Source organism: Amycolatopsis sp. A1MSW2902 (assembly GCF_017312175.1).
Taxonomy (GTDB): domain Bacteria; phylum Actinomycetota; class Actinomycetes; order Mycobacteriales; family Pseudonocardiaceae; genus Amycolatopsis; species Amycolatopsis nivea.
In genome coordinates, this window is the sequence record NZ_QJPO01000001.1 from 244,716 (window position 1) to 270,434 (window position 25,719).

Here is a 25,719-nt window from a genome sequence, read left to right on the forward strand (position 1 = left end):
CGTCGCGGATCGGATCCCGGCCGAGGCGGTCACCAACCCGGCTCCCCCACGCCCGCCGCACCGCACAATGGCACTCAGTGCACTTCACTTGCCGACCGGCAAGCGTCTCACCTGGGTTCGGCGTCGCGCAGCGCAGCGCCGATCCGGGTCACCACCTCGTGCAACGGCGTCGCAGTGCTGAGCACCGCCACCACCGTGCCCGGCTCGACCTCGGCGGATGCCTTCGAGCCGGACGTCCGGAAGGCGTCCGCGACCAGGGTGAACGCCTCCGTCGCCGCGGCCTCGATGTCGTCGCGGCCGCCGCTGCGCAGCCAGCGTCGCAGAACATGGTTGTTGGCCGCCGCGATCGCCGCCGCTGCCACGGCCGCCCGGAGCGTCGCGGTCTCGTCGCCGGCCGCGGCGAAGCGGTCCTGGAGGTAGCGGGCGAGGACGCGCTGATAGCGGTCGACCGTCGCGACTTCCTTGTCCCGCAACGACGGCACCGTGCGAGTGAGAGTGAACCGCTTGAGCGAGACGTCCAGCTCCGCGGCATAAGATTCCAGCACGAGGGACACCGCCGCGGTCGCCACCTCGATCGGGTCACGCGCCGGATCGGCGGTCTCGAAGACCTGCTCCATCTCGGCGACGATCTCGTCGTGATTGGCGAAGAGGACGTCGTCCTTGCTGTCGAAGTACCGGAAAAACGTCCGCCGCCCGACGCCCGCCGCCGCGGCGATGTCGTCGATGGTCGTCGCCTCGTACCCGTTGGCGGCGAAGAGATCCACGGCCGCCGTAGCGAGCGCACGCCGCAACTGCCGCCGCCCGGCCGGCGTGGCCCCGACCCGGGTGCGCGGCGTCTCCGTCATTCCCGAACGGTAGCAGCCCGGGTTGCTAGTGGCACTGAGTGCCGTTAGCATGGGCAGGCACCCCATGCGAGCGGAAGGCGTCGACGATGACTCTCGACCAGCAACTGCGGCCCGACCACCACACCGGCCCAGACCCGGCAGACGCGTATTACGGCGGGGTGTTCGGCTGGTCCGTCCGACGGCAGGGCGGCGCGCGCCTGTTCCTGGCCTTGGAAAACGGTCTGTGCGCGGTGACCCTGCCGAAACTCACCTCGGGCCCGGTGCGCAACCACCTGTCCGCCCTGGGCTGCGAAGGCCCGTCCCTGATCCTCCCCACCCAGCACGGCCCGCGCCTGGCCATCCTCGCCGAAACCGACGGCGAACTGCTCCTGCGAGGCACCCTGCCGCCGGACGTAACCGTCCTGGACAGCGGCGCGCTCCTCCCCCTGCCGACCGGTCACCAAGCCCCCGGCATGGGCCCGGAATGGCTGACCGCCCCCGACCCGAGGCACCGCTGGCTGCCCAGCGTGAGCGCAGTACTGGCCGGGGTGCGCCAGCGCCCCTGACCCTTCCCGCTCGCACGGCCTTTCCGCGAGCACGGTGCCAGAGATCCCGCCCACTCCCTTTCGCGACGCCTCTTCCGCGAGCTCCTTCCGCGCCCCCTCACCTCACCCCGATTGAAGTCAATGAGGGGACCCCTCATTGACTCTGATTCCGTGTGAACTGGGCCCCGGAAGTTGGACTGGTTATGTAGAGGTTAGGCGGCGGGGGTCTGGGCTCGGTATTCGGCCGGGCTCAGGCCTTGGAGCGTGGTGGAGATGCGGGTGGTGTTGTACCAGTCGATGTAGTCGTGCAGTGCCGTGATGAACGTGTCGACGGTGTCGAACTTGGTGTGGTGGAAGAGTTCTTCTTTGAGGTGGCCGAAGAAGTTCTCGGCGACGGCGTTGTCCAGGCAGGTGGCTCGCCGGGACATCGACTGGGTCAGGCCGGCGTCGGCGAGCAGGGTGCGCCAGGAGGCGTGCTGGTATTGGAAGCCTTGGTCGGAGTGCACCAGCGGGCGGGCTCCGGCGGGCAGGGTCGCGATCGCGGCGCGCAGCGAGGAGTTCGTCAGCTCCAGCGTCGGGGACGGCCCGCAGGCGTAGGCGACCACGGACCGGTCGAACAGGTCGATCACGGGCGAGAGGTAGAGCTTGCGGTCGCCGATGCGGAACTCGGTCACGTCGGTGACCCATTTGGTGTCCGGGGCGTCGGCGCCGAACTCGCGGTTGAGCAGGTTCTCGGCGGCCGTGCCGGGCTGCCCGGGCCAGGTCCGGCGCCGGCGCGGCCGCCGGACCTGGCAGACCAGGCCGAGGGCGTTCATCAGCGTGCGCACGGTTTTCTTCGCCACCCGCCAGCCGGCGCGGACCAGGACCGCGTGGACGCGCCGGTGCCCGTAGCGGCCGCGGGCGGCCTCGAACGCCTCGGCGATCGCGGCCTTGAGCCCGGCGTGCGGGTCGGGCCGGTCGGGCCGGGCCTGGTGGTAGAAGAACGTCGACCGGGCCAGGCCCGCGACCGCCAGCAGCACCGGCAGCGGATAGTCGGCCTTGAGGGCGGCGACGGCCTGGGTTTTCACCCTCGCCCCTGCTCCCTCAAGGCCCGCAATTTTTTTAGGTAGGCGTTCTCCGCCGACAGCCGCAGGTTCTCCGCCCGCAACCGCTCCAGCTCGCCGGGACCCGGCGAGTCCGCGACACCGGGCGGACGGCCTTTCGGCTTGGGCCGCAACGCGTCCTCGCCCTCGCGCCGATACGCCCGCGCCCAGTTCTCCACGAGTTTGGGCGAGGACAGCCCGTGCTCGCGCGCCAGCTCGGCCGCGGTCGCCTCGCCGCCGACATACCGGCGCACGACCTCCAGCTTGAACTCGAACGCGAACGACCGCCTGCCTGGCTTGTTCATCAGCGCTCCCGCGCTCCGCAGCCTCCAACGATCACGCAAGCGTCGCACGGCACCCGCCGACACCCCCAACCGGGACGCCACGGCCTTCGCGCCATACCCGTCCTCGAACAACGCAACAGCGGACGCCCGCTGCCACTCAGACAACGAACTGTGTGGATGCAACGAACCACTCCCCGGACAGCTGGAACTGGATTCCCAGTCCAACTTCCGGGGCGCAGTTCACATTGACCCTGATTCCCCCAGGGTTCCCCTCACGCACCTCCCGCACCTCCCGCACGCCGTGAGGGACCCCTTCACGTACCTAGATTCCCTCAAGGAGCCCTTCACGGCCCCGCCCGCACCCCCGCTCGCACCCGATGCAGGATTTCGGCGCACCCACCGCACCCAACGCGGCATTCGGTGCATCCCACGCACCCAATGTGGCATTCGGTGCGTCACATGCACCCAACGCCACATTGAGGTTTTCTCAGTAGGGCTGGGTGGGGGTGTGTCGCCGAGGGGCGGGGCGTGGGGCCGCTGGTAGGACTGGATTTGCGAAGATCAAGTCCGAGAGATCCCAGGGGCCCCACGTGATTGCCTATGGTGCCACGCTCGACGTGGCGCGCGAGCTTGCCCTGTTCGTCGCGCGTGTCCTGCACGCCGAACACCGCCGCCGCGGCACCCGCCGCGGCCGGCGGGCGCTGACCGCGTTCGGACAGGCGGTGCTGGCGCTGCGCTGGTTCCGCGACGCCGTCCCGGTGCACCGCCTCGCCGCCGACCACCGCGTCGGCGTCGCCACCGCCTACCGGTACCTGCACGAAGCAGTCACCGCCCTCGCCAGCGAGGCCCCCGACCTGCACGACGTCCTCGCCCAGCGCCGCGCCGCGGGGGACACGCACGTGATCCTCGACGGCATGTTGATCGGCTGCGACCGGGCCGCCGCGACCACCGTCAAAACCAAAGGCCGCAACCGCGGCGCGACCGTCCACCTCTGGTACTCGGGCAAACACCGCTGTTTCGGCGGGAACATCCAATTCCTCGCCACCGCCGACGGCTACCCGCTCTGGGTCTCCCCGGTCCTGCCCGGCTCCCGCAACGACCTCGCCTCGGCCAGACACCACGGCATCACCGGCGCCCTCACCGCCGCCGCGGCCCACGGCCTGAAAACCCTCGCCGACAAGGCCTACCACGCAGCCGGCACCGGCATCCTCACCCCGACCAAGAAAACCACCGGCCGACCGCCCCTCACCCCCGACGAACACGCCTTCAACCTGCTCCACACCCGGCTGCGCTGCCTCGGCGAACGCGCCGCCGCAATGTTGAAAACCCGCTGGGCAGCCCTACGACACGTCACCCTCTGCCCGAAACGCATCGGCCACATCACCCAAGCAGCCCTCGTCCTCACCCACCACGAACACCACGGACGCTACTGAGAAAACCTCATTGGGGCGCTAAAACCGCCACCGCGAACCCCGCCGCAACAACCCACCCAAGCCGCGTCCCGCCCACCCCACCGCAGCCGATGCACCCAACGAATCAAGGCACCCACGCCCCCGCAACCCCGATACGCAGCCAAAAACACGGCGCGGGGGTGCTTGTCAAGGCATCTTTCCCGCCTTGACAAGCACCCCCGCGCCGTAGTCACAATCAGGCTGAGGGGTGGTGGGCCCCACCGAGAGCGCAATGTCGCCGCCAGGCGACGAGCCGACCGAGCCGCCCCAGGAAGCTCAAACACAAACCCCACCCAGGACAGCCGCAGCCTCCACGACCATCCCGTCCACCTCCCCCACCAATCGCTCGATCTCCCCCCACCACCGCGAATCCCGCCCCGAATCCGGAATCAGCGAAGTCCCCACCAGCAACAACAACGTATCCACCTCATAAGCCCGATCCGCCAACCGCAACAACGGCACCGGATCCCCACCGGAATCCCCGGCAGCAAAACGACAAGCCGCATGCCCCAGCTCCCGGCACACCGTCCGCAACCGCTCCCGCACCGCGTCCGCGCGCGGGTCCGCTCGAGGACCGCCGGTCCGGATATTCCACGCCACCGAAAGCAGACAGCGCCCGGCATCGTCCATCGCGGTGTTCGTCACCGGGCGAGTCTGGAAGCACCCTCCCCGCCGCGGGTGACCCGACACGCGCAGCTCACCGCATCGAGTGAAGCAACCGCACCGTCGCGTCAAGCGGCAGGCGATCGTCCGCCGCGCGCGCGAGGAAATCCTTGATCCACTGGCCGTCGGGAGTCAGCGAATCCACGTCGTTGACTTCCGCGCTCGCCGCTTCCAACGTCCCCAGCCCGGCATTGTGGTGCGCGTCCCGGACCGCGTTCCGCAGCACCGCCAGTTCCGCCGCCGACGGTCCCCGCTTCTCCGCCCGCAGACGCTCGACGATCCGGAGCACCTGCGGCGAATGCGCGGCCAGCGACTGCCGCCCGGCGAAGGACGCGACCATCCGCGGCGTCGCCCGCGTCTCGGCAGGCGGCGGTGGCACCTCGACCGCCTCGCCGACCACTCGCAGACTCTCCAGCGCCGCAGCACGCCGGCGTTCACTCTCGCGCACGCGCGCGAGCGGATCCTTCCGCCGGGACGCCGCGATCGAGCGCGCGTCCGCCCGGGCCCGCTCCCCCACGTCGGTCAAGCGCGAGCGCCGTTGGTACGTGCCCTCGTCGGCGGCCTGCTTGCGCCGGTTCGCGAGCCAGGCCTCGAAGGTCTGCCCGCGCCGGGGCGGCTCGCGCACCTCGGTCAGGTCGGCGGCCGACTCGTCGGCGAACCAGGCCTTCATCCGCGAGCGCAGGAAGTCGCCCGGCTTCTCGCTCGCGCGGCGCGGCCGCTGACGGGTCCCGTCCGGCAGCGCGCTCATCGCGATCAACAGTGCGTCCGGGCAGTATCCGTTGGAGTACCAGAACTCCAGCTGCCGCTCGACGTCGTCGCGTTCCTCCCGCGTCAGCCGCTCGGACACCCAGCCCATGCGGCGGACCAGCACGCCCGTCGACTGGGCGCGTTCGCGCGCGTCGGCGGGCACGACCGTGGACGGCCACTCCTGATCCGCGATCCGCACCATGCCACACCTCCCTTGCCGACGACGCCTACGTTATCCCCCCGCACCGACAATTACCCGGCCCGCCGCAGCACCGCCACCGTGTTCGCCGCCACGATCACCCCGATCGCCGCCCACGCGACGGCGTCGAGCCGCTGGTCCAGCAGCACCAGCCCGACGAGCGCGGCCATCACCGGGTTGACGCTCATGAACGCCCCGAAGAACTGCGTCGGCACCCGGCGCAACGCCATCAGGTCGACGAGAAACGGCAGCGCCGACGACAGCAGCCCGGCGGTGAGCGCCGCCGCGAGCGCGCCGGGCGTCGGCGGGTGGTGCAGCATCGCGAACACCCCGATCGGCACGTACAGCAGACCGGACACCCCGGCCGCGGCAGCCGAACCCGCTGCCCCGGGCAGGCGTCGGCCGACGGTCCGGTTCAGCAGGATGTAGCAGGCCCAGCACGACGCGGCGACCAGCGCGAGCCCCATCCCGAGGTAGTCGGTGCTCGGCTGCGGCCGCATCAGCGCGCCGACCGCGACCGCGGCGGCCACCGCGCACGCCAGGTCCGTCCGGTGCCGGGAGCCGGCCAGCGCGATCGCCAGCGGGCCGAGGAATTCCAGCGTCACGGCCAGTCCGAGACCGATCCGGTCGACGGCGGTATAGAGCGACAGGTTCATCGTCGCGAACACCGCGGCCAAGGCGAGCACCGGCCACCACTGCCGCGCGGTGAACGTCCGCAGCCTCGGCCGTCCGACCGCGAGCAGCACCACCGCCGCCACCCATTGGCGAACCGCTACCACGCCCGGCGGGCCGAGCACCGGGAACGCGAGCGCCGCGGTCGCCGCGCCGACCTGGTTCGACAGGGCGCTTCCGAGCAGCAGCGCGGCGCCGGCCGCCCGGGCGTCGCCGCCGCGCGTGCGCGGAGCCAGTTCCGTAGTCGCCATGCGGTCGAGCATGCGACCGGCCGATCCATGCGCAAAATGCATTGACCGCATCAGCGATACGCTGGACGCATGGATCTGGAGCTGCGTCAGCTGCGCTGCCTCGTGACGATCGTGGACGCGGGCACGTTCACCGACGCCGCGCTCGAACTCGGCGTCTCGCAGGCGGCGGTATCCCGGAATCTGGCGTCGCTGGAACGGGTTCTCGGCGTGCAGCTGCTGCATCGCACCAGCCGGAGCCTCGAGCCGACGACCGCGGGCGTCCAGGTGCTCGCCCGCGCCCGGCATCTGCTCGCCGAGGCCGACGACCTCGTCCGCGAGGCGACCACCGGGCACACGCGGCTGCGCATGGGCCACGCGTGGTCGGCGATGGGCAGGCACACCGCGGAATTCCAGCGCCGCTGGGCTGCCCGGTACCCGGACGTCGAACTGCTTCTCGTGCGCGCCAACACCGCGACCGCCGGGCTGGCGGAAGGACTCGTCGATCTCGCCGTGGTGCGCCACCAGGTGCCGTCGGGCAAGTACGCGCACGCGACGGTCGGCCGCGAGGACCGCTACTGCGCCATGGCCGTCGACGATCCGCTCGCCGGACGCCGCACCGTCACGCTCGCCGATCTCGCGTCGCGGCTGCTGGTGATCGATCCGCGCACCGGAACCACTTCCGCCGAGCTGTGGCCGCCGGAATCGCGCCCGCGGATCGAGTACACGCACGACGTCGACGACTGGCTCGCCGCCATCGCCACCGGCCGCTGCGTCGGCGTCACCCCGCATTCCACGGTGACGCAGTATCGCCGCGACGGCATCGTGTACCGCCGGGTTCGCGACGCCCCGCCGGTGCCGGTCCAGCTCGCGTGGCGCGCCCACGATCCGCATCCGGCCACGCACGCCGCGGTCGCGTTGCTCGGCGAGCTGTACCGGAAGCCGCCGAAAACCGCTTCCGCGCGCCCGCGATAGTCCACTGTGGATCTTGAACCCGGGGCGATCATTTTCCGTTGACGCGGCGGCGCGGGGCGGCAATGATGAAGTCGTCCAGCCACGAAAGGAACCACGGAATGCCGCGTCGCACCGAACGCATGCACCTGTCGGGCATTCCCGGCTCCGCGCCATGACGTGGCCTGCCACGCCGTGAGCGAGGAGCCGCCCGCCGGAACGCCGGCCGGGCGGCTTTTGCGTTCGCGGCCCGTTCAGCCCCGAAAGGAGGTGCCCGTCGCCATGGGAGTCCTGGTTCTCAATGCCGGCTACGAGCCCCTGCACACCGTCTCGCTCCCCCATGCCATCCGGATGCTGGTCCGCCAGGTCGCGGTCGTCCACGAAAGCGACGGGCCGGACCTCGGCGTCTTCCCGCGGCCGAAGGTGGTGCGGCTGCTGCGCTACGTCGTGATGAAATGGCGCTATTCCGGGCCGCCGCGCTGGTCGCGTACCGGCGTGCTGCGGCGAGACCGGCACACGTGCGCCTACTGCGGGCGCCGGGCCACCACGGTCGACCACATCACGCCGGTGTCGCGCGGCGGTCCGCGCACGAGCTGGCTCAACACCGTCGCGGCCTGCGGCGGGTCGGCGCGCAGCTGCAACGCGCGCAAGGCCGACCGCACGCCCGCCGAAGCCGGGCTGACGCTGCGTTTCCGCCGCGCGTCCCGCGGTGGGAGGAGCTGCATCCGCTGGCCGGACTGTCCACATGAGACTCGCGCTAGGCTGTACCTCGTGAAGGGCTTGCTGCTGCGGCTGTCCGCGGTCGATTCCGGCGCGGAAACGGCGGTGCGCGTCATCGCGTATTTCGACGAGCTGATCGCCCGGCGCGCGACGCTGCCGGATTTGCTGCGCGCTACGGCTTTTCTCGCGGAATGCGCAGCCGGGATTCGCCGTGCGGACGGAACCGTGCTCCGGTACCGGCCGACCGGCGAACCCGGCGGCGACGGCCCGGTGCCGCCCGGCGCGGTCGTCGCGGACCTCGACGGCGCCGGGCGGGTCTGGCTGGAACGCGCGGGAGAACCGGGACCGCTCGACGATCTGGTGCTCGAACGGCTCGCGATCTCGGCGAAAGTGCTCAACCCGGTCGAACCGCCGCCTGCCGCCCCGCATCTCGCCGACCCGGCGCTGGTCGAGCTGGTGCTGGGCGAGCAGGCGGCGGACGAGGATCGGGCGCGGGCGCTGACCCTGCTCGGCCTGGACACCGCGCGTCCGCTGCGAGTGGTGGCGGTCGCTTCGGGCGCGGGTCGCGATGCCGGCGCGGACGCGGTCGCGCTCGTCGCCCGCGGCAAACCGCTCGGCGCGCGGGTGGCTGTGGTCGGCGGGGTGGCCGCGGTGCTGGTGCAACCGCGCGAGGGTCCGGATTCGGTTGTCCCGACGTTGAACGAGACGTTGGCGTTGCGGGCCAAGGACCGCACGCTGCCCCGGGTGGGAGTCGGCGACGCGGTGGACGGCCTCGAAGCCCGGCGATCGTGGCTGCAAGCCCGTCTGGCACAACGATTCGCGGCGACCGCACGGCCGTTGATCGTGCACGAGGACCTCGGCGCGGTGACGCTGCTGGCGGAGATCCCGGTCGAGCACCTGCGCGCGCAGCCGGACGTGCTGGCGTTGAACGCGCTCGCCGAGAGCGGCGATCTGGAAACGCTGGAAGCCTTCTGCCGCACGGGTTCTCTCCGCCAGGCGGCGATCGCGCTGCACCGGCACCACAGTTCGGTGGCGGCGCGGCTGGCGCACGTGGAGGACGCACTGGGATGGTCGCTGGACGACCCGGCGGGACGATTCCGGGCTCGGCTGGCGTTGGCGGCGCGGAGGTTGGCGAACAGCGAGATCTCGTGAGCGTCGATGCCGGCTCTCACCAGCATCGACACTCACGAGAACCCCGGCCTCAACCCTCCTCGACCCCCAGCACCCGGGCCAGCACCGCCCGTCGCTCCGCGGTCTCCCGGCGGCTCACCGTCGCGTGCTGGATCACCCCGGAACCGTGGAATGTCCCCGGGAACAAGTGCAGTTCCGTAGGCACCCCAGCTGCCAAAAGGCTTTGCGCGTAAGCGATTCCCTCGTCGCGCAGCGGATCGAACTCCATCACCGACACATACGCGGGCGGCAATCCGGAGAGATCCGTCGCCCGGGCAGGCGCCGCATAAATCGGGACGTCCGAACCGCCGCGCTTGACCGCTTCGCCGAGGTAGTAGTCCCAGCTCGTCTCGGCGGCTCCGCGGTGCCAGATCGGCGTGTCCGCGAACCGGCGCATGCTGCCGGTCTCGAGGCGGTCGTCCAGTTCGGGCACGGCGAGGAACTGGAACGCGATCGCCGGGCCGCCGCGGTCGCGGGCCAGCAGGGCGAGCGCCGCGGCCAGTCCGCCGCCCGCGCTCACGCCGTACAGCACCACCTTTTCCGGGTCGACGCCCAGTTCGTCCGCGTGCTTGACCGACCATTCGAGCGCCGCGTAGCAGTCCTCCAGCCCGGCCGGGTACGGGTTCTCCGGCGCGAGCCGGTACTCGACCGACACGATCACGACGCCGAGGTCCCTGGCCAGTTCGAGGTTGGACGCGTGGTCGACCTCCAGGTCGCCCAGCGCGAAACCGCCGCCGTGGATGTCGAACACCAGCGCCTTCGTCGCGACGCGATCGGGCGTGTACACGCGGATCGGGATGTCGCCTCCGGGACCGGGCACGGACTCGTCGCGCGTGCGCACGCCGGTTTCGTCGAAGTCTCCTTGCATCGTGGCGATCAGCTCGGCCATGCCCGCCCGTGCGGCAGCGATGTCGTGAAGGTCGACCTCGGGCAGCATCGGGACCGCGGCGGCGATTTCGGGATCGAACGGATAACTCATCGACGGCCTCCGTCTTCCAGGGGAAGACTCCATCGTGCCGAAATCCCGGACCCGGCGGGCACCGCCACGCGTCGCGTACCGAGCGCGTTCCTCCCGCCGACTGGCGCGTGCCCCGCCTCAGCGCCCCACTTTCTTCCAGATCACCACGATCCCGACGACCGCCACCAGCACCGCCCCCAGCACGATCAGCCCCTTCACGAACAGATCGTGCACGAGGTGCTGCAGCATCTCGTCCCCGTCGGCGAGCAGCACCGCGTTCACCGGCCGGACCGCTTCCGGCCCGGATCCTCGTCCAGCCACCGCGCGGCGTGGCGCACGACCTCGCCGCCGACCCGCCCGCGCACTCCCCGCGCCCCGCGCCGGTCCATCGCCCTGGCCGCGGATTTCGCCAGCACCGCCGCGCCTTCGCGCACGCGCTCCCCCTTGCCGCGCCGCCGCAGCGAAACGATCAGCGCGAACGCGCCCAGCCCGACGACCACGACGATCCCGGCGATGATGCCGAACCGGATCAGCAGGATGTTCAGCACCGTCTCCACAGCGCACCCCTTTCTGTCACACCTGTGATACAAACCGTTTCTATCACGGCTGTGATATAAAAGTCCAGTGCCTAGAGTGGTGGACGGGGAAGAGCGGCGCGCGCACATCGCCGACGCGGTGCTGCGGCTGGCCGCGAAGGACGGGCTGCACGCGGTCTCGCTGCGCGCGGTGGCGGCGGAATCGGGCCTGAACATCGGTTCGGTGCGGCATTACTTCGACAGCCAGCACGCGCTGATGCGGTTCGCGATGCGCACCACGATCGACCGGACGACCGCGCGGCTCGTCGAACGCCGCGAGAAGATCGGTTCGCTGTCGGAGCTGCCGCCGGACGAGGCCGTCGACCAGCTCGCCGAGTTCCTGTCCGAACTGCTGCCGCTGGACGAACGACGGCGCACCGAGGTGACCGTGCTGGTCGAATTCCTGATGGCCGCGCGCGCCGATCCGGGGCTGGACGACCTGGCCCGGGAAGCGGTCCAGGGCACCGTGACGCTGGCCCGCCGCATCCTCGACGCCCAGGCCCGCAGCGGCCGCTTCGAGCCGAAGGATCCCGAAGTCGAGGCGCCCCGGCTGGCCGCGCTGCTGGACGGGCTCGCGTTCCGGGCCGTGCTGCAGCCGGGGCTCACCTCGCCGGAGGAGTGCGTCGCCGTCCTTCGCGCGCATCTCGCCGAACTCGTCCGACCGGTGGGTGACACCCAGGTGTGAGCGGCGCGGAGACCGGGTAACCGGCGGAACTGGAGCGGTTCCAGATCCCGGGGAGGACTCCGATGCCGGACTCGGCGGCGACGCTGCGAGCGGCGGGCCTGCGCGTCACCAAACCGCGGCAAGCCGTGCTCGGCTGGCTCGGCGAGCATCCGCACGCGACGGTCGAGGCGATCGCCGCGGGCGTGCGCGAAAGCCTGGGCAGCGTGTCGATCCAGGCGGTCTACGACGTGCTCGCCGCGTGCGGCGACGCGGGTCTCGTCCGCCGGATCGAGCTGTCCGGGCATCCGGCGCGGTTCGAACGGCGGACCGGCGACAACCACCACCACGTGGTGTGCCGCCGCTGCGGCCGGGCCGAGGACGTCGACTGCATCCGCGGCGAGGCCCCCTGCCTCACGCCGCACGACCGGCGCGGGTTCGCCGTCGACGAGGCCGAGATCGTCTTCTGGGGTCTGTGCCCGGACTGCTCCGGCGTTTCCGACCACCACGAGGAGCTCGCGAGATGACCGAAGAACCGAAACCCCCGGCGACCACCACGGACTCCGGGATCCCGGCCGAGAGCGACGAGCATTCGCTCACCGTCGGCCCGGGCGGCCCGATCCTGCTGCAGGACCACTACCTGATCGAGCAGATGGCGCAGTTCAACCGGGAACGGGTGCCGGAGCGGCAGCCGCACGCGAAGGGCAGCGGCGCGTTCGGGCACTTCGAGGTGACGAACGACGTCAGCCGCTTCACCAAGGCGGCGGTGTTCCAGCCGGGCACGAAAACCGAGATGGCCGCCCGGTTCTCGACGGTGGCCGGCGAACGCGGCAGCCCGGACACCTGGCGCGACCCGCGCGGGTTCGCGCTGAAGTTCTACACCTCCGAGGGCAACTACGACCTCGTCGGCAACAACACCCCGGTGTTCTTCATCAAGGACCCGCTGAAGTTCCAGCACTTCATCCGGTCGCAGAAACGCCGCGCGGACAGCAACCTGCGCGACCACGACATGCAGTGGGACTTCTGGACGCTGTCCCCCGAATCCGCGCACCAGGTCACCTGGCTGATGGGCGACCGGGGGATCCCGCGCACGTGGCGGCACATGAACGGCTACAGCTCGCACACCTACATGTGGGTCAACGCCGCGGGCGAGAAGTTCTGGGTCAAGTACCACTTCAAGACCGACCAGGGCGTCGAGCACTTCACCCAGCACGAGGCCGACCAGATGGCGGCCGCGGACACCGACTACCACACCCGCGACCTGTTCGAGGCCATCGCGCGCGGCGACTACCCGAGCTGGACCCTGCACGTCCAGGTCATGCCGTTCGAGGACGCGAAGACCTACCGGTTCAACCCGTTCGACCTGACGAAGGTGTGGCCGCACGGCGACTACCCGCTGATCGAGGTCGGCAGGATGACGCTGAACCGCAACCCGACCGACCACCACGCCGAGATCGAGCAGGCCGCGTTCGAGCCGAACAACATGGTGCCCGGCATCGGCCCGAGCCCGGACCGGATGCTGCTGGGCAGGCTGTTCGCCTACGCCGACGCACACCGGTACCGGATCGGCGCGAACTACAAGCAGCTTCCGGTGAACGCCCCGCACGCGCCGGTGCACAGCTACAGCAAGGACGGCGCGATGCGCTACACGAAGGTCTCCGACCCGGTGTACGCGCCGAACTCCAAGGGCGGCCCGCGCGCGGACACCGAACGCTACGGCACGCCCGCCGGCTGGCACGCCGACGGCGAGATGGTCCGCTCGGCCTACGTCGACCACGCCGAGGACGACGACTGGACCCAGCCGGGCACGCTCGTGCGCGAGGTGCTGAACGACGCCGAGCGCGAGCGGCTGGTCGACAACATCGTCGGGCACCTGCTCAACGGGGTGACCGAACCGGTGCTGAAGCGGGCCTTCGAGTACTGGCACAACGTGGACAAGGACCTCGGCGACCGCGTCGAGTCCGGCGTGCGCGCGAAGCAGGACGAGAAGGACCCGAAGGCGGCCGAGCAGGCGAACCCGGCCCGGGAGAGCATGCAGCGCAAGGCATAAGGCGATCCCGAAAGCGGCGGTGCCGATTCCGGCCGGCACCGCCGCTTTTGTGTCCTCTGTGGACAGCCGAAAAACCGTGCGGCGATTCGCGGCCGCCTGGGTAGAGTGCGCGGACATGGGGCATTTGGAGGCCGCGCATCTGCGCTACGTGCTGCCCGACGGGCGTCCGCTGCTCGGCGACGTCTCGTTCCGGGTCGGCGAGGGCGCGGTCGTCGCGCTGGTCGGCCCCAACGGCGCGGGCAAGACCACGTTGCTGCGCATGCTGTCGGGAGAGCTGAAGCCGGACGAGGGCTCGGTCACGGTGTCCGGCGGGCTGGGCGTGATGGCGCAGTTCGTCGGGTCGGTGCGCGACGAACGCACGGTGCGAGATCTGCTGGTTTCGGTTGCCCCGCAACGGGTTCGCGACGCCGCGCTGGCGGTCGACGCGGCTGAGGAGCGGCTGCTGGAGGTCGACGACGAGGCCGCGCAAATGCGGTACGCGCAGGCGCTCAGCGACTGGGCCGAAGCCCGCGGGTACGAGTTCGAGACCACGTGGGACATGTGCACGACCGAGGCGCTCGGCGTGCCGTTCGACCGCGCGCGCTGGCGGCTCGTGCGCACGCTCAGCGGCGGCGAGCAGAAACGCCTCGTGCTCGAGGCGCTGCTGCGCGGGCCGGACGAGGTGCTGCTGCTGGACGAGCCGGACAACTATCTGGACGTCCCCGGCAAACGCTGGCTCGAAGCCCGGCTGAAGGACACCCGCAAAACCGTCCTGTTCGTGTCGCACGACCGCGAACTGCTCGCGCGAGCGGCGGACAAGATCGTGAGCGTCGAGCCGGGCGGCGACGGCGCGGACGCCTGGGTGCACGGCGGCGGTTTCGCGACTTATCACGAGGCGCGGCAGGAACGGTTCGCCCGCTACGACGAACTGCGCCGCCGCTGGGACGAGAAGCACGCTCAGCTCAAACGGCTGGTCCGCGACATGCAGCAGTACGCCGCGCGCAGCGACGAAATGGCGTCGCGGTACAAGGCGGCGCAGACCCGGCTGCGGAAGTTCGAGGAGGCCGGTCCCCCGCCGGAACCGCCGCGGCCGCAGGACATCCGGATGCGGCTGCGCGGCGGCCGCACCGGCGTGCGCGCGGTGACCTGCGAGAACCTCGAACTCACCGGGCTGATGAAGCCGTTCTCGCTGGAGATCTTCTTCGGCGAGCGCGTCGCGGTGCTCGGTTCGAACGGCTCCGGGAAGTCGCATTTCCTGCGGCTGCTCGCGGGCGGCGACGTCGCGCACACCGGCGGATGGAAGACCGGAGCCCGCGTCGTGCCCGGTCATTTCGCGCAGACGCACGCGCGTCCGGAACTCACCGGCCGCACGCTGGTCGACGTGCTGTGGACGGAACACGCGGCCGACCGCGGCGCGGCGATGGCGGCGCTGCGCCGGTACGAACTGCACCGCCAGGGCGAGCAGGCGTTCGACCGGTTGTCCGGCGGCCAGCAGGCGCGGTTCCAGATCCTGTTGCTGGAGCTGGCCGGAACCACCGCGCTGCTGCTGGACGAGCCGACCGACAACCTCGACCTGGAATCGGCCGAGGCGCTGCAGGACGGGCTGGAGTCGTACGAGGGCACGGTGCTCGCGGTCACCCACGACCGCTGGTTCGCGCGCTCGTTCGACCGCTACCTGGTCTTCGGCTCGGACGGCGTGGTGCGCGAGACTCCGGAACCGGTCTGGGACGAGCGGCGGGTGGAGCGGGTTCGCTAACCCTTGCGCAGCAAGGCATCCAGCTCGCGCACCAGCTCCCCCGCCCGGCCCCGGCCGCCCGGAGCCGCCGGATACCGCGACAGCACCCGCACCACCACGGGATCAGCCGCCGGATGCCGCGCGGTCAACCCGGCCAGCTCGAAGGCATACGCCGCATGACCGGCCGAGCCGAGGATGTGCCACACCTGGGTCGCCTTCGCGAGCGGATGCAGATACGCCGCACCGGCAGCGGCGACCGCGGCCCGGGCAGCCTCGCTCGCCGCGGCCTGACCGGCGTCGCGGGCTTCCTGATACGCCCGCTGCGCCGCCCACGCACCGTCGCGAATCGCCTTGCCGCGCTGAGCTCCCTGAGCAAACGCCCGGGCCACTTCGATCGCCTCGTGCGGACGCCGATCGCCTGGACGGGCTTGTTCGAAGATCGGCAGCGCGGGTTCCGCACAAGCCACCGCGTAGGCCGTCACGGCACGAAGCTCGGAGAGGTCGAGTTCGATCATGTGCTTGAACTGTATCGTTGAACCGCCGGTTGGCAGTTCGACGCGACTTCCGGCAGGAATGCCCAGCAGAACCCTCAACCGGGGAAGGACGGCAGTGGACGAGCGGAGGGCGTGGTCCGAAGCCGACAAGGCGGCCTACCGCGAGTTCGTGCGCACCCACCACCCGGACGTCGGCGGCGACCCGGACGAGTTCGCCGCGGGGCTCCGCAGGTTCCGGCGGAATGAAAACGCCGCGGGGACCGAACCGGTCCCGCGCGGCGAATCCTTGGTGTTCGTGCGCCGGAGCCGAGGGCTGCCCCGGCTCCTCGACGCGTTGACCGAGCGCAGGCGGCGGAAGCGGAATCCGCGCGTGCGCTAGCGCGTCACATCCCGCCGGTCAGCGCCTGCAACCCGAGGCTCGACGCGGCGACCGCGATCCACAGGATGGCTCCCATCAGCAGCGGCTTGTGTCCCGCCTTGCGCAGGTCGGACGGCTTGAGCGCGAGGCCGATCCCGGCGAGCGCCATGGTGATCAGGAAGGTGCCGAGCGTCGACAGCGGCGCGTGCCACGATTCCGGGATCCAGCCCGCGCTTTCCACCGTCGCGGCGGCCAGGAAGCCGATCAGGAACGGCGGCACCAGCCGGTGCCAGGGCATGGCGCGCAAGGAAACCCGGCCGCCGGACTGCTTGCGCGCGGCGAGCACGGCGAGGAACAGCACGATCGGGATCAGCGTGAGCGTGCGGGTGAGCTTCACGACGAGGCCGTACGAACCGGCGTCGCCGCCATACGCGTAGGAAGCCGCGACGACGGAAGACGTGTCGTTCACCGCGGTTCCGGCCCACAGGCCGAACGCGTGCGGCGACATCCCGAGTGCGTGCCCGAGCGGCGGGAAAAGCAGGACCGCGGCGACGTTGAAGGTGAAGATCGTACCGAGCGCGTAAGCGATGTTGGCTTCCTTCGGCTTCAGCACCGCGCTGGTCGCCGCGATCGCGGACGCGCCGCAGATTCCGGTGCCGACGCCGATCAGCGTCTGCGTGTCCCCGCGGACGCCGAGCAGCCTGCCGAGCACCCACGCGCCGCCGAGCGCGACCGCCAGGGTGCCGAGCATCACCGGCAGCGACTGCCCGCCGACGTGCACGACCTGCTGGATCGAGAGCCCCGTGCCCAGCACGACGATCGACAGCTGGAGCACCGGCCGGGACGCGATCGCGTAGCCCGGGCTGAACCGCCAGCCGCGCAGCCCCGGCACGACCGCGCCGGCGACCGCGCCGAGCAGGATCGCGAGCACCGGCCCGCCGACCACCGGAACGAGCTTGCCGCCCGCCGTCGCCACCGCCGCGACCAGCAGCGCGACCGCGAGCCCCGGCACCGGGCGGGCGAGCTTGGCCCGCCACTGCACCGTCGCGCGCGTCGCTCCGAGCGTCGCGCCGGTCACCGGTTCACTCCTGTGCGCACTGCTGGCCTCCTCCGTAATGTACGTACATTTAATCTAAGAGCTGTCCGTACATTTGGCAAGCGGTAGTGTTCCCGGCATGGGCGAGGCAGAGCTGGTCCGCACCGGCGGACAGCCGCTGTGGCGGCAGTTGCAGCAGCGACTGCTGGTGCGCATCCGCGCCGGGGAGTTCGACAGCGCGTTCCCCGGGGAGCTCGCGCTCGCCGACGAATACAGCGTCAGCAGGCAGACCGTCCGGCAGGCGCTGCGGGAACTGCGCGCGGACGGCACGCTCATCGCCGAACGCGGACGCCAGCCCCGCGTCGCCGCGGCCGCGGAGATCCAGCAGCCGCTCGGCGCGCTCTACAGCCTCTTCGCCGCGGTCGAGGAAGCCGGGCTCGACCAGCACAGCGTCGTGCGCCGGCTCGACATCCGCGCGGACGCGGTGGTCGCCGAACGGCTGTCGCTGGAGGGCTCCACTCCCCTGCTGTACCTGGAACGCGTGCGGCTGGCCGGAAACGACCCGCTGGCCGTCGACCGGGTGTGGCTGCCCGCCGACCTCGCCCGGCCGCTGCTGGAAGCGGATTTCCAGCACACCAGCCTGTACGGCGAACTCCACCGCCGCACCGGCGTCCGGCTCGACCACGGCGAGGAGCAGATCCGCGCCGTCGTGCCGACCCGGGCCGAACGCACCCTGCTCGGCTGCGGCGAAACCGTCGGCGCGTTCTCCATCGGACGCCTCGGCACCAGCGCGGGCAAACGGATCGAATGGCGGCACACGCTGGTGCGCGGCGACCGGTTCGCGCTCACCGCGGAGTTCTCCGGGCGCACCGGGTACCGGTTGGTCACCACGGGGGCACTTGCCGGAACCCGCTGACCCGGCGGGCGCCGGGTCGCTACGCTCCGCGCATGTCGATCTTCGCGCGGATTCTGCAGGTCTTCTTCATGGTCGCCGGGCTGGCGAGCATCGGTGTCGGGCTGATCATGGTGCTGATCGCCAAACCCCATTGGTACTGCGAGGTTTCCCGCAACGGGGAGGCGACCACCTGGTGCTACGAGAACGACCTCGAGGCGCTGACCAGCTATCACCTGTTCTGGTTCGTGCTCGGCCTCGCGCTCGAGATCATGGCCGTCGCGGTCGTCGCGGGCGCACGCCGCAGGACCGTCGAAAACCTGCTGATGTCGATGAACTCGCCAGCGGCCGCGCCGACGTTCTCCAGCTCGCTGCCGCCCGCCCCCGGCCCGTACCCCGGCTACCCGCAGCAGCAGCCGCCGTACCCGGGGCAGTAGCCCAGGAACTCAGCCGATCCGGATCCCGGCCAGCTGCGTGCCCTGCGCGACCAGCGTCCCGGCGCTGTCCCAGACGTGGCAGGACTCGTCGACCCGCCCGTCGCCGATCAGGTGAGCGCGGTGCAGCACGCGCACCGGGCCGGGTGCCGGATGCGCCCGCACGTAGGCGGTCAGTTCGAGCGTCGGCACCCAGCCGGACGGCGCGACGTCGAGGGTCGCCGGAGGCAGGGCGTCGACCGCGAACAGCAGGCTGACCGGGTCGAACGCCTCGTCGCCGGGCAGCGCCAGCAGGGCGCGCAGTTCGCCGCGGCCGCTGGGCCCGTCGGCGAGCGGGCGGTCGAAGTACACGTCGATCTCGTCGCGGATGGCGATCGGGATGCCGGACGACAGCACGTCCGGCCCCCACGGCTCCTCCGGGAACGGCCCGAACTCCGGCTGCGGCACGCCGTCCTGCCAGAACGGTTCGGCCGCGCCGAGAGCGCCGAGCGTCAGCAGGGCCTCGACCTGCGGCACGCCGTCCTTGAGCAGCCGTCCGCGCAATTGGGTCGCGGACCGGCCGGTGCGCAGCACCTCGACCTCGATCTCCGCCGGCCCCGGTTCGGGCGAGCGCAGGTAGTGCGCGCTGGCGGCGAGCACGTCCGGATGCCCGGAAACGACGGTCGCCGCGCGCGCGATGGTCGCCAGCAGGTATCCGCCGTTCGGGCGGCCGCCGATGGTCCACGCCGGGCTGAGGTCGACGCTGAACTCGGTGTCCGAACGCTGTTTGACCGCCGACACCGCGGCGAAGGTCGTCGTGCTCACGGGTCCCTCCAGGTGAGTTGCTTCCCGCAACCTACCTGCTAGGCGGTTCGGGCGTCCCGGGCACTGAGACTCACGCCACCCGTTCTGTCCCCCGCTCGCCGAATTTCCCGGCAAGATGACGCGAAACGTGTCGAGGACGGCGCGCGGGTTCCGTTCCCTTGATGAGCCCGCCCGGAAGCGGCGAGCCGGAACCTGGAGGAAACGTTATGCCGAAGTACATGCTGCTGCAGACCTACGCCCAGGGCGAAGACTGCGACGCGCCGCTGCCGGAATGGGCCCCGGAGGACATCCGCGCGCACATCCAGTTCCAGCACGTGCTGAACGCCGAACTGACCGAGGCCGGGGAACTCGTCGAGGCGGAGGGTCTGGCCGGGCCGGAAGCGGCGAAGACCGTGGTCGCGGACGGCAAGGGCGGCGCGGTCGTCACCGACGGGCCGTTCCCGGAGGACAAGGAACTGCTGGCCGGGTACCGGGTGGTGGACGTCGAGTCGGAGGCGCGGGCGCTGGAGATCGCGACTCGGGTCTCGGCCGCGCCCGGTCCCGACGGCGCGCCGCTGCGGGTGCCGATCGAGGTGCGCCAGGTCATGAGCGCACCGGAGGTGTGATGCCGCGGGCCGAGGTCGAGGACCTGGTGCGCACGCTCGCGCCCCAGGTCCTCGCCGTCCTCGCGCGCCGGTCCGGCGATTTCGGCGCGGCCGAGGACGCGACGCAGGAAGCTCTCCTCGCCGCGGTGCAGCACTGGCCTGCCGAGGGGATCCCGGAGAATCCGCGCGGCTGGCTGCTGCAGACCGCCAGCCGCCGGATCATCGACATCTTCCGCAGCGACCAGGCTCGGCGGCGGCGCGAGGACACCGTCGCCGCTGAGCCGCCAGGCGCCGAAGTGCCGGATCGGGACGACACGCTGACGCTGTTGTTCCTGTGCGCGCACCCGTCACTGACGTCGGCGTCGGCGATCGCGCTGACGTTGCGAGCGGTCGGCGGCCTGACGACCGCGGAGATCGCCAGCGCGTTCCTCGTGCCGGAAACCACGATGGCGCAACGGATCAGCCGGGCGAAGGCGAAGATCAAGAAGTCCGGGCTGCCGTTCCGGATGCCCGGCGCGGACGAGCGGCAGGCGCGGCTGCGGTCCGTGCTGCACGTGCTGTACCTCGTGTTCAACGAGGGCTACACGAGCAGCGGCGGCCGCCGTCTGCACCGCACCGAACTGTCCGCCGAGGCGATCCGGCTGGCGCGGTTGCTGCACGCCGCGCTGCCGGACGACGGCGAAGCGGCCGGATTGCTCGCCCTGATGCTGCTCACCGACGCCCGCCGGCCGGCCCGCACCGGACCGGACGGCGACCTCATCCCGCTCGCCGACCAGGACCGGTCGCGGTGGGACCGGTCGCTGATCCGGGAAGGCGTCGCGCTGATCACCGCCGCTCTGACCCGCGACGGCATCGGCGAATACCGCCTGCAGGCCGCGATCGCTGCGACGCACGACATCGCGTTGCGGGCCGAAGACACCGATTGGCCGCGCGTGCTCACGCTGTACACGCGGCTCGAGGCCCTGACCGGCAACCCGGTCGTAACGCTCAACCGCGCCATCGCGACTGCGATGGTGCAGGGACCGGACGCCGGGCTGACCATGCTCGCCGGACTCGACGACCGGCTCCCTGACCACCACCGCCTCGCCGCCGCCCGCGCCCACCTGCTGGAGCTGGCCGGCGAACGGGAGGAAGCCGTCCGGCACTACACCGCGGCCGCCGCCCGTACCGGAAACACTGCTGAACAGCGCTATCTGACGCTGCGCGCGGCCCGCCTGCGCGCCAGCCATTCCACAAGTCGCTCGCCGATCGGCACCGAGTAGTATCAGGACACTTCACGAGCGGAGCGCACCATGGCGAGCATCGAAGACGCCCGTCGCCGGACCGGGTACGACGTCACCGAGACGGCTGTCGACGACGTGCTGTCCGCCCTGCGCTCCGCCGAACCGCCCGTGCCGGACGCCGGGGTCGTCTGGTGGCTGTACGCGGGCCGGAAGCCGCGGACGCCGTACCTGGTCGCCGGTGTGCGCGGTGCGCGAGGAAGCCTGGCGTGGCACGAAAACGGCGAGACTTTCCTGCCTGCGGACGGCGTCGGCGAGGAGCCGGTCGACTATTACAGCCTGCAGGGAGCGCACTTCCCGCAGCCGTCCGGGAGCGAGGTTTCCGCCGAGGAAGTGCTGCGCGCCGTGCGGGAACTATGCGAATCCCAGACGCGACCAGCCTGCGTTTCCTGGAAGCGCGCGTAGCTTCTGTCCACAGTGGACTTCTTATCGCTCCGGCGCGAAGTCGTCCTTGTGCGCCCGCGCCCACTCGCGGAATGACGTCGCCCGTCCCGCGAACCGCTCCACCGTGTTGTTGACCGGAGCAAGACGGCCCACCGCTGCCTCTTCCACGTCCATCAAGTGCTCCAGGACCGCCGCGGGCATCCACTCCGGACGCCGCGCCAGCGCCACGCTCCGCTTTTCGGGCACCACTTCGATCGAGCGACCCAGTTCCTCCGCCAGGGTCTGCACGATCGCACGCTGCGTCATCGACTCCGGCCCAGTCACCGTGAGCATCCGCCCTGAATAGCTACGCTCCGTGAGCAGCTTCGCAGCCACCGCGGCCACGTCCGCCTCGGCCGTCGGCGTGAACTGCGACTCCGGAGAGAAGAGCCGCACCGGTCCTCCGACCCGGATCGCCGCACCCCAGTCGCGCCGGGTGTTGCCCATCAGCCAGCCCGGGTACAGCACCGTGAACGGCAATCCGGACTCCGCCACCGCCGTTTCCGCGGGCAAATGCCCCCGCCGGATCGGGTTGTCCGCCGCGCCCTCGTAGACGTCCGGCGACGACAGCAGTACGACGTACGAGACTCCGGCTTTTCGCGCCGCCGCAAGGAAATCCGCACCACCGTTCGGTCGCGCCGGATACAGGAAGATCGCGTCCACGCCGCGCAGCGCGTCCTCGAATCCGCCCTCCGCCGTGAGATCCACCGACACCGCGTCCGGCAGATCCAGGGCGGCCGCGTCACGTGCCGAGCCGCGCACCTCGTGCCCGCCCTCGCGAAGCGCCCGGACGACCTCGCTCCCGACATTCCCGCGCGCCCCCGTCACCAGGATGGTCATCCCGCACTTCCTTTGCTGTTAAATTAACTTTGCTCGCAAAGCTATATCTGTGACTCAGCGCTGTCAACCTCCCGCGTCCGGTACACGACCGGGCGAGATCGTTGTATGGATCGTGTACGGATCCCGCCGACACTCCGGCAGTTCGATTCGGACGAGTGAAGGGAGATCCGTCGTGGTCGGGAATGTGACGGTCCGGCGCACGGTCGCCGCACTGCTCGCCGCGGGGGCGGTCACCGCAGTAGCGACGCCGGTGAGCGCCGCCGAAGCCGCCGCCTGGCGAGCCGATCTGTCCTCAGTGGACAGTGACGACGTCAACGTCGCGGCGGCCAGCGGCACGCTCACGCTGCGAGACGCCGCGTGGAGACCCGCCGACCGGGCCGCGGGCAGCGAGGGCTACCTGCTCTCCGCCGAACGACGGCTGCCCGCGCCGGTGAACCGAGTAGCCGCAGAGATCTCCGCCGACGCCCCGCAGGGCACCACGGTCGACGTCGACGTCCGCGGCCGCTCCGGCGCCGACGACTGGACCGAATGGACCCCCGCCGGCACCGCACTCCCGCGGGCGGTGAGCGTTGTGCAGACCAGGATCACGCTGTCCAGCACCACCGCCGCCCGCCCCACCGTGCGCGAGGTCGACCTGACCGGTTCGCTGTCCCCGCAAGCGAACGCCATCGCCGCGTCCACCCCGCTGACCTACACCATCTACGCCACCCGCGAAGGCCTCACCGGCCACACCACCGCGAACGGCCACGTGATCGCGAGCAACGACCACTTCGTCGCGCTGCCGTCCGGAAAAGCCTTGTCGCCCAAGGGAACCGGCAACTACACCGTGCGAGTGTGCAAGACGGACAACAGCCGCTGCGAATACGCGCCGGTCTGGGACGTCGGCCCGTGGAACACCAAGGACGACTACTGGAACCCGCCCTCGGTGCGCGCGGAGTACAAGGACCTGCCGCAAGGCCAGCCCGAGGCCTACGCCGCGTACCACAACGGCTACAACGGCGGCCGCGACGATCTCGGGTACAAAGTGGGCAACCCCGCGGGCATCGACCTGGCCGACGGCACCTTCAGCTCGGGAGTCGGCCTGGGCGACAACGGAAACGTGAAGGTCACCTACCTGTGGACAGGCTCCGCCGCGGCAACCGGTTTGGTGCAAACGGCAGGCGACCCGGTGAACGTCCGGTCGGGCGCGCACACGACCTCGTCGGTGAAGGGCCTGGCGGCGAACTACGCCAAGGTGAACATCGAATGCTACGTCAACGGGGACTCGGTGACCGGGAAATTCGGGACGAGCAAGATCTGGGACCGGATCGGGCCCGGGCACTACATCTCGGACACGTATGTGAAGACCGGCTCGGACGGGCCGGTGGCTCCGCTCTGCTGAGTCCTGGGGGTGCCGGTGCGGGGTCTGGGGCTGACTCCGCACCGGCGGCTCCCGTTCGCGTGTCTGTTCTGCTGGAGTTCTCGGGGCGCCGGTGCGGAATCTGGGCTGACTCCGCACCAGTGACTCCCTCCCGTCCTGCCTGCCGAGGTTTCTTGGGCACCAATGTGGAATCCAGGCTGGCCTGCACTGGCGGCTTCCGTTCTCAGGTCCGCTCTGCCGGGGTTCGCGGGGCACCAGTGCGGAATCCGGGCTGGCCCTGCGCTGGCGGCTCCCGTTCTCAGGTCCGCTCTGCCGGGGTTCGCGAGGCACCAGTGCGGAATCCAGGCTGGCCCTGCGCTGGCGGCTCCCGTTCTCAGGTCCGCTCTGCCGGGGTTCGCGGGGCACAGGTGCGGAGTCCGAGGCAAGCGACTCCCGCCCGCGCGTCCGGTGGTCTGCCGAGGTTCTTGAGGGTGCCGAGGCGGAGTCTGAGGCTGGCCCCGCGCCGGTGGCCCCCGTCCGCACTTCCGTTCTGCCGAATTGATCGCGGGTTGCCGGGGACTTCAGACCGGGTCCGCGCCGACGGCTCCGACCAGGCCTCCCCTCAGGCCCTCGATCGAGCACTCCGCTCCTGGGCAGTTCCTCGCCAACGACCCCGCCGTCGCCAGGTTTCACTCCGAGCCCCCTGCTTCCCTCTCTCCCGGCGAGCCGCGTCTCCGAATCCCGTTTCCCTGAGCCGTTCTTCACCCTGTTCCCGTCTCTCCGCAAGCCTTCTCTCCACGCGCCGTCCACGATCCCTTGGCCCGAGCCGTGTTCGGGAAGCAATCCCCCTCAGCCGCCGCGGGAGTCCGGATCCGGGCTCCCGCGGTTTCCACCCGGTTCAGCGACGGTTTTCCCCTCAACCGCCGGTTAAAGTGGTCTTCGTGCGCTGCCGCAGCCGAGGGGGTCCGCCATGCCACGCCGATTCGCATTCATCGTCGCCGTCGTCCTGTCCGTCATCAGCCTGAGCACATCCGCCGCCGGGGCCGTCCCGAGCGTCATCGGGGGAGAAAAAGCTTCCCTGGCACAACATCCGTACGCAGTGTACTTAGTGGACAGTCACGGAACCCAGTTCTGCGGCGGCGTCATCGTCAGCCGCACCGCGGTCGCGACCGCCGCGCACTGCGCCGCCACCGTCCCAACAGGCGAACTTCGCGTGGTCGCCGGCCGGGAAGACAAACGCAGCCAAGACGGGGTCGTCCGCGCCGTGTCCGCCGCCTGGCAACACCCGGATTTCCGTACCCCGCAACAAGGTTCGGACATCGCCGTCCTGACCGTCCGCGGCTCGCTCCCCTACCGCCCCGCCGACCTGGCCCGCGATCCGAGCCGCTACCCCGCCGGAACCAACGCCACCGTCCTGGGCTGGGGCCGAACCGCCGACGGCGGCGACCGGTCGGACTACCTGCGCCAAGCCACCGTCCCCGTGGCCGACGACTCCTTCTGCCACACCGCGTACCCGGAATACTCCGCGACAAGCATGCTGTGCGCCGGCTACCCGAACGGCGGCATCGACGCCTGCAAAGGAGATTCCGGAGGCCCACTGGTAGTCGGCGACACGGTAGTAGGCATCGTCTCCTACGGCGACGGCTGCGGAAAGCCCGGCAAACCCGGGATGTACACCAGGGTGACGTCCTTCGCCGACGACATCGCCGCCCACGCCGGACTCAACTGAACCCGCGCGCCCA

The 25,719-nt window shown here is 70.9% G+C and carries 29 protein-coding genes and 1 pseudogene; 16 read left to right on the top strand and 14 right to left on the bottom strand.

The genetic code is table 11. The features are described 5' to 3' along the window. Positions 1 to 107: 107 nt before the first annotated feature. Positions 108 to 845, bottom strand: coding sequence for a TetR family transcriptional regulator (locus DMP23_RS01205; protein ID WP_337819871.1), 738 nt, complete (start codon positions 843 to 845; stop codon positions 108 to 110). Positions 846 to 931: 86 nt separating this feature from the next. Here DMP23_RS01205 and DMP23_RS01210 point away from each other — a divergent pair, with 86 nt between their 5' ends. Continuing rightward, positions 932 to 1,390: a hypothetical protein gene (locus DMP23_RS01210; protein ID WP_134669888.1), complete on the top strand. Its 459-nt coding sequence runs from the start codon at positions 932 to 934 to the stop codon at positions 1,388 to 1,390. A gap of 191 nt (positions 1,391 to 1,581) precedes the next feature. Here the strand turns inward: DMP23_RS01210 and DMP23_RS01215 are convergent, their stop codons facing one another. From DMP23_RS01215 to DMP23_RS47960, 3 genes and pseudogenes are all read right to left on the bottom strand, one after another. After that, complete coding sequence (locus DMP23_RS01215) at positions 1,582 to 2,436, bottom strand: IS3 family transposase (protein ID WP_337819872.1); 855 nt, start codon at positions 2,434 to 2,436, stop codon at positions 1,582 to 1,584. Continuing rightward, entirely contained in the window at positions 2,433 to 2,756 is a 324-nt protein-coding gene (locus DMP23_RS01220) for a helix-turn-helix domain-containing protein (protein ID WP_240691576.1), read from the bottom strand. Before DMP23_RS01220 ends, DMP23_RS01215 begins: the two co-directional genes overlap by 4 nt. Before the next feature lie 33 nt (positions 2,757 to 2,789). Further along, a pseudogene (locus DMP23_RS47960) lies at positions 2,790 to 2,960 on the bottom strand (helix-turn-helix domain-containing protein); the annotation flags it as partial. 365 nt (positions 2,961 to 3,325) lie between these two features. Here DMP23_RS47960 and DMP23_RS01225 point away from each other — a divergent pair. After that, positions 3,326 to 4,168: a transposase family protein gene (locus DMP23_RS01225; RefSeq protein ID WP_337819873.1), complete on the top strand. Its 843-nt coding sequence runs from the start codon at positions 3,326 to 3,328 to the stop codon at positions 4,166 to 4,168. Between the two features lie 294 nt (positions 4,169 to 4,462). On the opposite strand, the gene DMP23_RS01230 is transcribed toward DMP23_RS01225, so the two are convergent. Genes DMP23_RS01230 through DMP23_RS01240 form a run of 3 tightly spaced genes read right to left on the bottom strand, consistent with a single transcriptional unit; the run spans position 4,463 to position 6,718 of the window. Beyond that, positions 4,463 to 4,831 carry a hypothetical protein gene (locus DMP23_RS01230; RefSeq protein ID WP_240691491.1) on the bottom strand — a complete coding sequence of 123 codons (369 nt, stop codon included), beginning with the start codon at positions 4,829 to 4,831 and terminating at the stop codon, positions 4,463 to 4,465. 52 nt (positions 4,832 to 4,883) lie between these two features. Then, positions 4,884 to 5,798 carry a hypothetical protein gene (locus tag DMP23_RS01235; RefSeq protein ID WP_337819874.1) on the bottom strand — a complete coding sequence of 305 codons (915 nt, stop codon included), beginning with the start codon at positions 5,796 to 5,798 and terminating at the stop codon, positions 4,884 to 4,886. A gap of 50 nt (positions 5,799 to 5,848) precedes the next feature. Next, positions 5,849 to 6,718: an EamA family transporter gene (locus tag DMP23_RS01240; protein WP_337819875.1), complete on the bottom strand. Its 870-nt coding sequence runs from the start codon at positions 6,716 to 6,718 to the stop codon at positions 5,849 to 5,851. Positions 6,719 to 6,787: 69 nt separating this feature from the next. Between DMP23_RS01240 and DMP23_RS01245 the strand changes: the two genes are divergently transcribed. Both DMP23_RS01245 and DMP23_RS01250 read left to right on the top strand, forming a co-directional pair. Then, positions 6,788 to 7,669, top strand: a complete 882-nt coding sequence (locus DMP23_RS01245; RefSeq protein ID WP_337819876.1) for a LysR family transcriptional regulator — start codon at positions 6,788 to 6,790, stop codon at positions 7,667 to 7,669. Between the two features lie 258 nt (positions 7,670 to 7,927). Next, a complete protein-coding gene (locus DMP23_RS01250; protein ID WP_337819877.1) occupies positions 7,928 to 9,517 on the top strand; it encodes a helix-turn-helix domain-containing protein in 1,590 nt (529 codons plus the stop codon). 49 nt (positions 9,518 to 9,566) lie between these two features. Here the strand turns inward: DMP23_RS01250 and DMP23_RS01255 are convergent, their stop codons facing one another. The 3 genes from DMP23_RS01255 to DMP23_RS01265 all read right to left on the bottom strand — a co-directional run bounded on the left by DMP23_RS01255 (position 9,567) and on the right by DMP23_RS01265 (position 11,050). Further along, positions 9,567 to 10,514 carry an alpha/beta hydrolase gene (locus DMP23_RS01255; RefSeq protein ID WP_337819878.1) on the bottom strand — a complete coding sequence of 316 codons (948 nt, stop codon included), beginning with the start codon at positions 10,512 to 10,514 and terminating at the stop codon, positions 9,567 to 9,569. Between the two features lie 117 nt (positions 10,515 to 10,631). Further along, a complete protein-coding gene (locus tag DMP23_RS01260) occupies positions 10,632 to 10,775 on the bottom strand; it encodes a hypothetical protein (protein ID WP_205669949.1) in 144 nt (47 codons plus the stop codon). Then, the gene (locus DMP23_RS01265; protein ID WP_043833512.1) at positions 10,772 to 11,050 is read right to left on the bottom strand and encodes a hypothetical protein; all 279 of its coding nucleotides are present in this window, start codon (positions 11,048 to 11,050) and stop codon (positions 10,772 to 10,774) included. Before DMP23_RS01265 ends, DMP23_RS01260 begins: the two co-directional genes overlap by 4 nt. 67 nt (positions 11,051 to 11,117) lie before the next feature. Here DMP23_RS01265 and DMP23_RS01270 point away from each other — a divergent pair, with 67 nt between their 5' ends. The 4 genes from DMP23_RS01270 to DMP23_RS01285 all read left to right on the top strand — a co-directional run bounded on the left by DMP23_RS01270 (position 11,118) and on the right by DMP23_RS01285 (position 15,514). Beyond that, positions 11,118 to 11,753, top strand: coding sequence for a TetR/AcrR family transcriptional regulator (locus tag DMP23_RS01270; protein ID WP_134733268.1), 636 nt, complete (start codon positions 11,118 to 11,120; stop codon positions 11,751 to 11,753). A 62-nt stretch (positions 11,754 to 11,815) separates the two neighbouring features. Further along, positions 11,816 to 12,256, top strand: a complete 441-nt coding sequence (locus DMP23_RS01275; RefSeq protein WP_337819879.1) for a Fur family transcriptional regulator — start codon at positions 11,816 to 11,818, stop codon at positions 12,254 to 12,256. Continuing rightward, positions 12,253 to 13,779: a catalase gene (locus DMP23_RS01280; RefSeq protein WP_037818670.1), complete on the top strand. Its 1,527-nt coding sequence runs from the start codon at positions 12,253 to 12,255 to the stop codon at positions 13,777 to 13,779. Before DMP23_RS01275 ends, DMP23_RS01280 begins: the two co-directional genes overlap by 4 nt. Positions 13,780 to 13,894: 115 nt before the next feature. Next, a complete protein-coding gene (locus DMP23_RS01285; protein ID WP_134733272.1) occupies positions 13,895 to 15,514 on the top strand; it encodes an ABC-F family ATP-binding cassette domain-containing protein in 1,620 nt (539 codons plus the stop codon). Here the strand turns inward: DMP23_RS01285 and DMP23_RS01290 are convergent. Then, complete coding sequence (locus tag DMP23_RS01290; protein WP_337819880.1) at positions 15,511 to 16,008, bottom strand: putative immunity protein; 498 nt, start codon at positions 16,006 to 16,008, stop codon at positions 15,511 to 15,513. The two genes, DMP23_RS01285 and DMP23_RS01290, sit on opposite strands and share 4 nt — an antisense overlap. A gap of 94 nt (positions 16,009 to 16,102) precedes the next feature. On the opposite strand from DMP23_RS01290, the gene DMP23_RS01295 reads away from it, so the two are divergent. Beyond that, a complete protein-coding gene (locus DMP23_RS01295; protein ID WP_337819881.1) occupies positions 16,103 to 16,366 on the top strand; it encodes a hypothetical protein in 264 nt (87 codons plus the stop codon). 4 nt (positions 16,367 to 16,370) lie between these two features. Here DMP23_RS01295 and DMP23_RS01300 read toward each other — a convergent pair whose 3' ends face one another. After that, on the bottom strand, positions 16,371 to 17,423 hold the full coding sequence (locus DMP23_RS01300; protein WP_078870726.1) for a YeiH family protein: 1,053 nt from the start codon (positions 17,421 to 17,423) through the stop codon (positions 16,371 to 16,373). A gap of 97 nt (positions 17,424 to 17,520) precedes the next feature. Between DMP23_RS01300 and DMP23_RS01305 the strand changes: the two genes are divergently transcribed. After that, positions 17,521 to 18,297, top strand: coding sequence for a GntR family transcriptional regulator (locus DMP23_RS01305; RefSeq protein WP_051729615.1), 777 nt, complete (start codon positions 17,521 to 17,523; stop codon positions 18,295 to 18,297). 32 nt (positions 18,298 to 18,329) lie between these two features. Beyond that, a complete protein-coding gene (locus DMP23_RS01310) occupies positions 18,330 to 18,710 on the top strand; it encodes a hypothetical protein (protein ID WP_037818664.1) in 381 nt (126 codons plus the stop codon). Positions 18,711 to 18,719: 9 nt separating this feature from the next. Here the strand turns inward: DMP23_RS01310 and DMP23_RS01315 are convergent, their stop codons facing one another. After that, positions 18,720 to 19,511 carry a thioesterase family protein gene (locus DMP23_RS01315; RefSeq protein ID WP_337819882.1) on the bottom strand — a complete coding sequence of 264 codons (792 nt, stop codon included), beginning with the start codon at positions 19,509 to 19,511 and terminating at the stop codon, positions 18,720 to 18,722. Positions 19,512 to 19,717: 206 nt separating this feature from the next. Between DMP23_RS01315 and DMP23_RS01320 the strand changes: the two genes are divergently transcribed. The 3 genes from DMP23_RS01320 to DMP23_RS01330 are packed head-to-tail and all read left to right on the top strand — an operon-like array spanning position 19,718 to position 21,780. Then, positions 19,718 to 20,116, top strand: coding sequence for a YciI family protein (locus DMP23_RS01320; protein ID WP_337819883.1), 399 nt, complete (start codon positions 19,718 to 19,720; stop codon positions 20,114 to 20,116). Next, positions 20,116 to 21,357, top strand: a complete 1,242-nt coding sequence (locus DMP23_RS01325; protein ID WP_337819884.1) for an RNA polymerase sigma factor — start codon at positions 20,116 to 20,118, stop codon at positions 21,355 to 21,357. Before DMP23_RS01320 ends, DMP23_RS01325 begins: the two co-directional genes overlap by 1 nt. 30 nt (positions 21,358 to 21,387) lie before the next feature. Continuing rightward, complete coding sequence (locus tag DMP23_RS01330) at positions 21,388 to 21,780, top strand: Imm1 family immunity protein (protein ID WP_337819885.1); 393 nt, start codon at positions 21,388 to 21,390, stop codon at positions 21,778 to 21,780. A gap of 21 nt (positions 21,781 to 21,801) precedes the next feature. Here DMP23_RS01330 and DMP23_RS01335 read toward each other — a convergent pair whose 3' ends face one another. Beyond that, on the bottom strand, positions 21,802 to 22,638 hold the full coding sequence (locus DMP23_RS01335) for an SDR family oxidoreductase (protein WP_337819886.1): 837 nt from the start codon (positions 22,636 to 22,638) through the stop codon (positions 21,802 to 21,804). A gap of 172 nt (positions 22,639 to 22,810) precedes the next feature. Here DMP23_RS01335 and DMP23_RS01340 point away from each other — a divergent pair, with 172 nt between their 5' ends. Together DMP23_RS01340 and DMP23_RS01345 are read left to right on the top strand one after the other, a co-directional pair. Next, positions 22,811 to 24,019, top strand: a complete 1,209-nt coding sequence (locus DMP23_RS01340; protein ID WP_337819887.1) for a hypothetical protein — start codon at positions 22,811 to 22,813, stop codon at positions 24,017 to 24,019. Positions 24,020 to 24,947: 928 nt separating this feature from the next. Continuing rightward, positions 24,948 to 25,706 (top strand): S1 family peptidase, encoded by a 759-nt coding sequence (locus tag DMP23_RS01345; protein ID WP_337819888.1) that lies wholly within the window; start codon positions 24,948 to 24,950, stop codon positions 25,704 to 25,706. Positions 25,707 to 25,719: the final 13 nt, after the last annotated feature.

What these genes read in the sequence shown, in the direction of transcription:
- DMP23_RS01205 (WP_337819871.1), bottom strand. Translation starts at nt 845, where the DNA reads ATGACGGAGACGCCGCGCACCCGGGTCGGGGCCACGCCGGCCGGGCGG.
- DMP23_RS01310 (WP_037818664.1), top strand. Translation starts at nt 18,330, where the DNA reads ATGTCGATCTTCGCGCGGATTCTGCAGGTCTTCTTCATGGTCGCCGGG.
- DMP23_RS01235 (WP_337819874.1), bottom strand. Translation starts at nt 5,798, where the DNA reads ATGGTGCGGATCGCGGATCAGGAGTGGCCGTCCACGGTCGTGCCCGCC.
- DMP23_RS01285 (WP_134733272.1), top strand. Translation starts at nt 13,895, where the DNA reads ATGGGGCATTTGGAGGCCGCGCATCTGCGCTACGTGCTGCCCGACGGG.
- DMP23_RS01250 (WP_337819877.1), top strand. Translation starts at nt 7,928, where the DNA reads ATGGGAGTCCTGGTTCTCAATGCCGGCTACGAGCCCCTGCACACCGTC.
- DMP23_RS01220 (WP_240691576.1), bottom strand. Translation starts at nt 2,756, where the DNA reads ATGAACAAGCCAGGCAGGCGGTCGTTCGCGTTCGAGTTCAAGCTGGAG.
- DMP23_RS01245 (WP_337819876.1), top strand. Translation starts at nt 6,788, where the DNA reads ATGGATCTGGAGCTGCGTCAGCTGCGCTGCCTCGTGACGATCGTGGAC.
- DMP23_RS01210 (WP_134669888.1), top strand. Translation starts at nt 932, where the DNA reads ATGACTCTCGACCAGCAACTGCGGCCCGACCACCACACCGGCCCAGAC.
- DMP23_RS01345 (WP_337819888.1), top strand. Translation starts at nt 24,948, where the DNA reads ATGCCACGCCGATTCGCATTCATCGTCGCCGTCGTCCTGTCCGTCATC.
- DMP23_RS01275 (WP_337819879.1), top strand. Translation starts at nt 11,816, where the DNA reads ATGCCGGACTCGGCGGCGACGCTGCGAGCGGCGGGCCTGCGCGTCACC.
- DMP23_RS01290 (WP_337819880.1), bottom strand. Translation starts at nt 16,008, where the DNA reads ATGATCGAACTCGACCTCTCCGAGCTTCGTGCCGTGACGGCCTACGCG.
- DMP23_RS01325 (WP_337819884.1), top strand. Translation starts at nt 20,116, where the DNA reads ATGCCGCGGGCCGAGGTCGAGGACCTGGTGCGCACGCTCGCGCCCCAG.
- DMP23_RS01330 (WP_337819885.1), top strand. Translation starts at nt 21,388, where the DNA reads ATGGCGAGCATCGAAGACGCCCGTCGCCGGACCGGGTACGACGTCACC.
- DMP23_RS01255 (WP_337819878.1), bottom strand. Translation starts at nt 10,514, where the DNA reads ATGAGTTATCCGTTCGATCCCGAAATCGCCGCCGCGGTCCCGATGCTG.
- DMP23_RS01320 (WP_337819883.1), top strand. Translation starts at nt 19,718, where the DNA reads ATGCCGAAGTACATGCTGCTGCAGACCTACGCCCAGGGCGAAGACTGC.
- DMP23_RS01305 (WP_051729615.1), top strand. Translation starts at nt 17,521, where the DNA reads ATGGGCGAGGCAGAGCTGGTCCGCACCGGCGGACAGCCGCTGTGGCGG.
- DMP23_RS01240 (WP_337819875.1), bottom strand. Translation starts at nt 6,718, where the DNA reads ATGGCGACTACGGAACTGGCTCCGCGCACGCGCGGCGGCGACGCCCGG.
- DMP23_RS01280 (WP_037818670.1), top strand. Translation starts at nt 12,253, where the DNA reads ATGACCGAAGAACCGAAACCCCCGGCGACCACCACGGACTCCGGGATC.
- DMP23_RS01335 (WP_337819886.1), bottom strand. Translation starts at nt 22,638, where the DNA reads ATGACCATCCTGGTGACGGGGGCGCGCGGGAATGTCGGGAGCGAGGTC.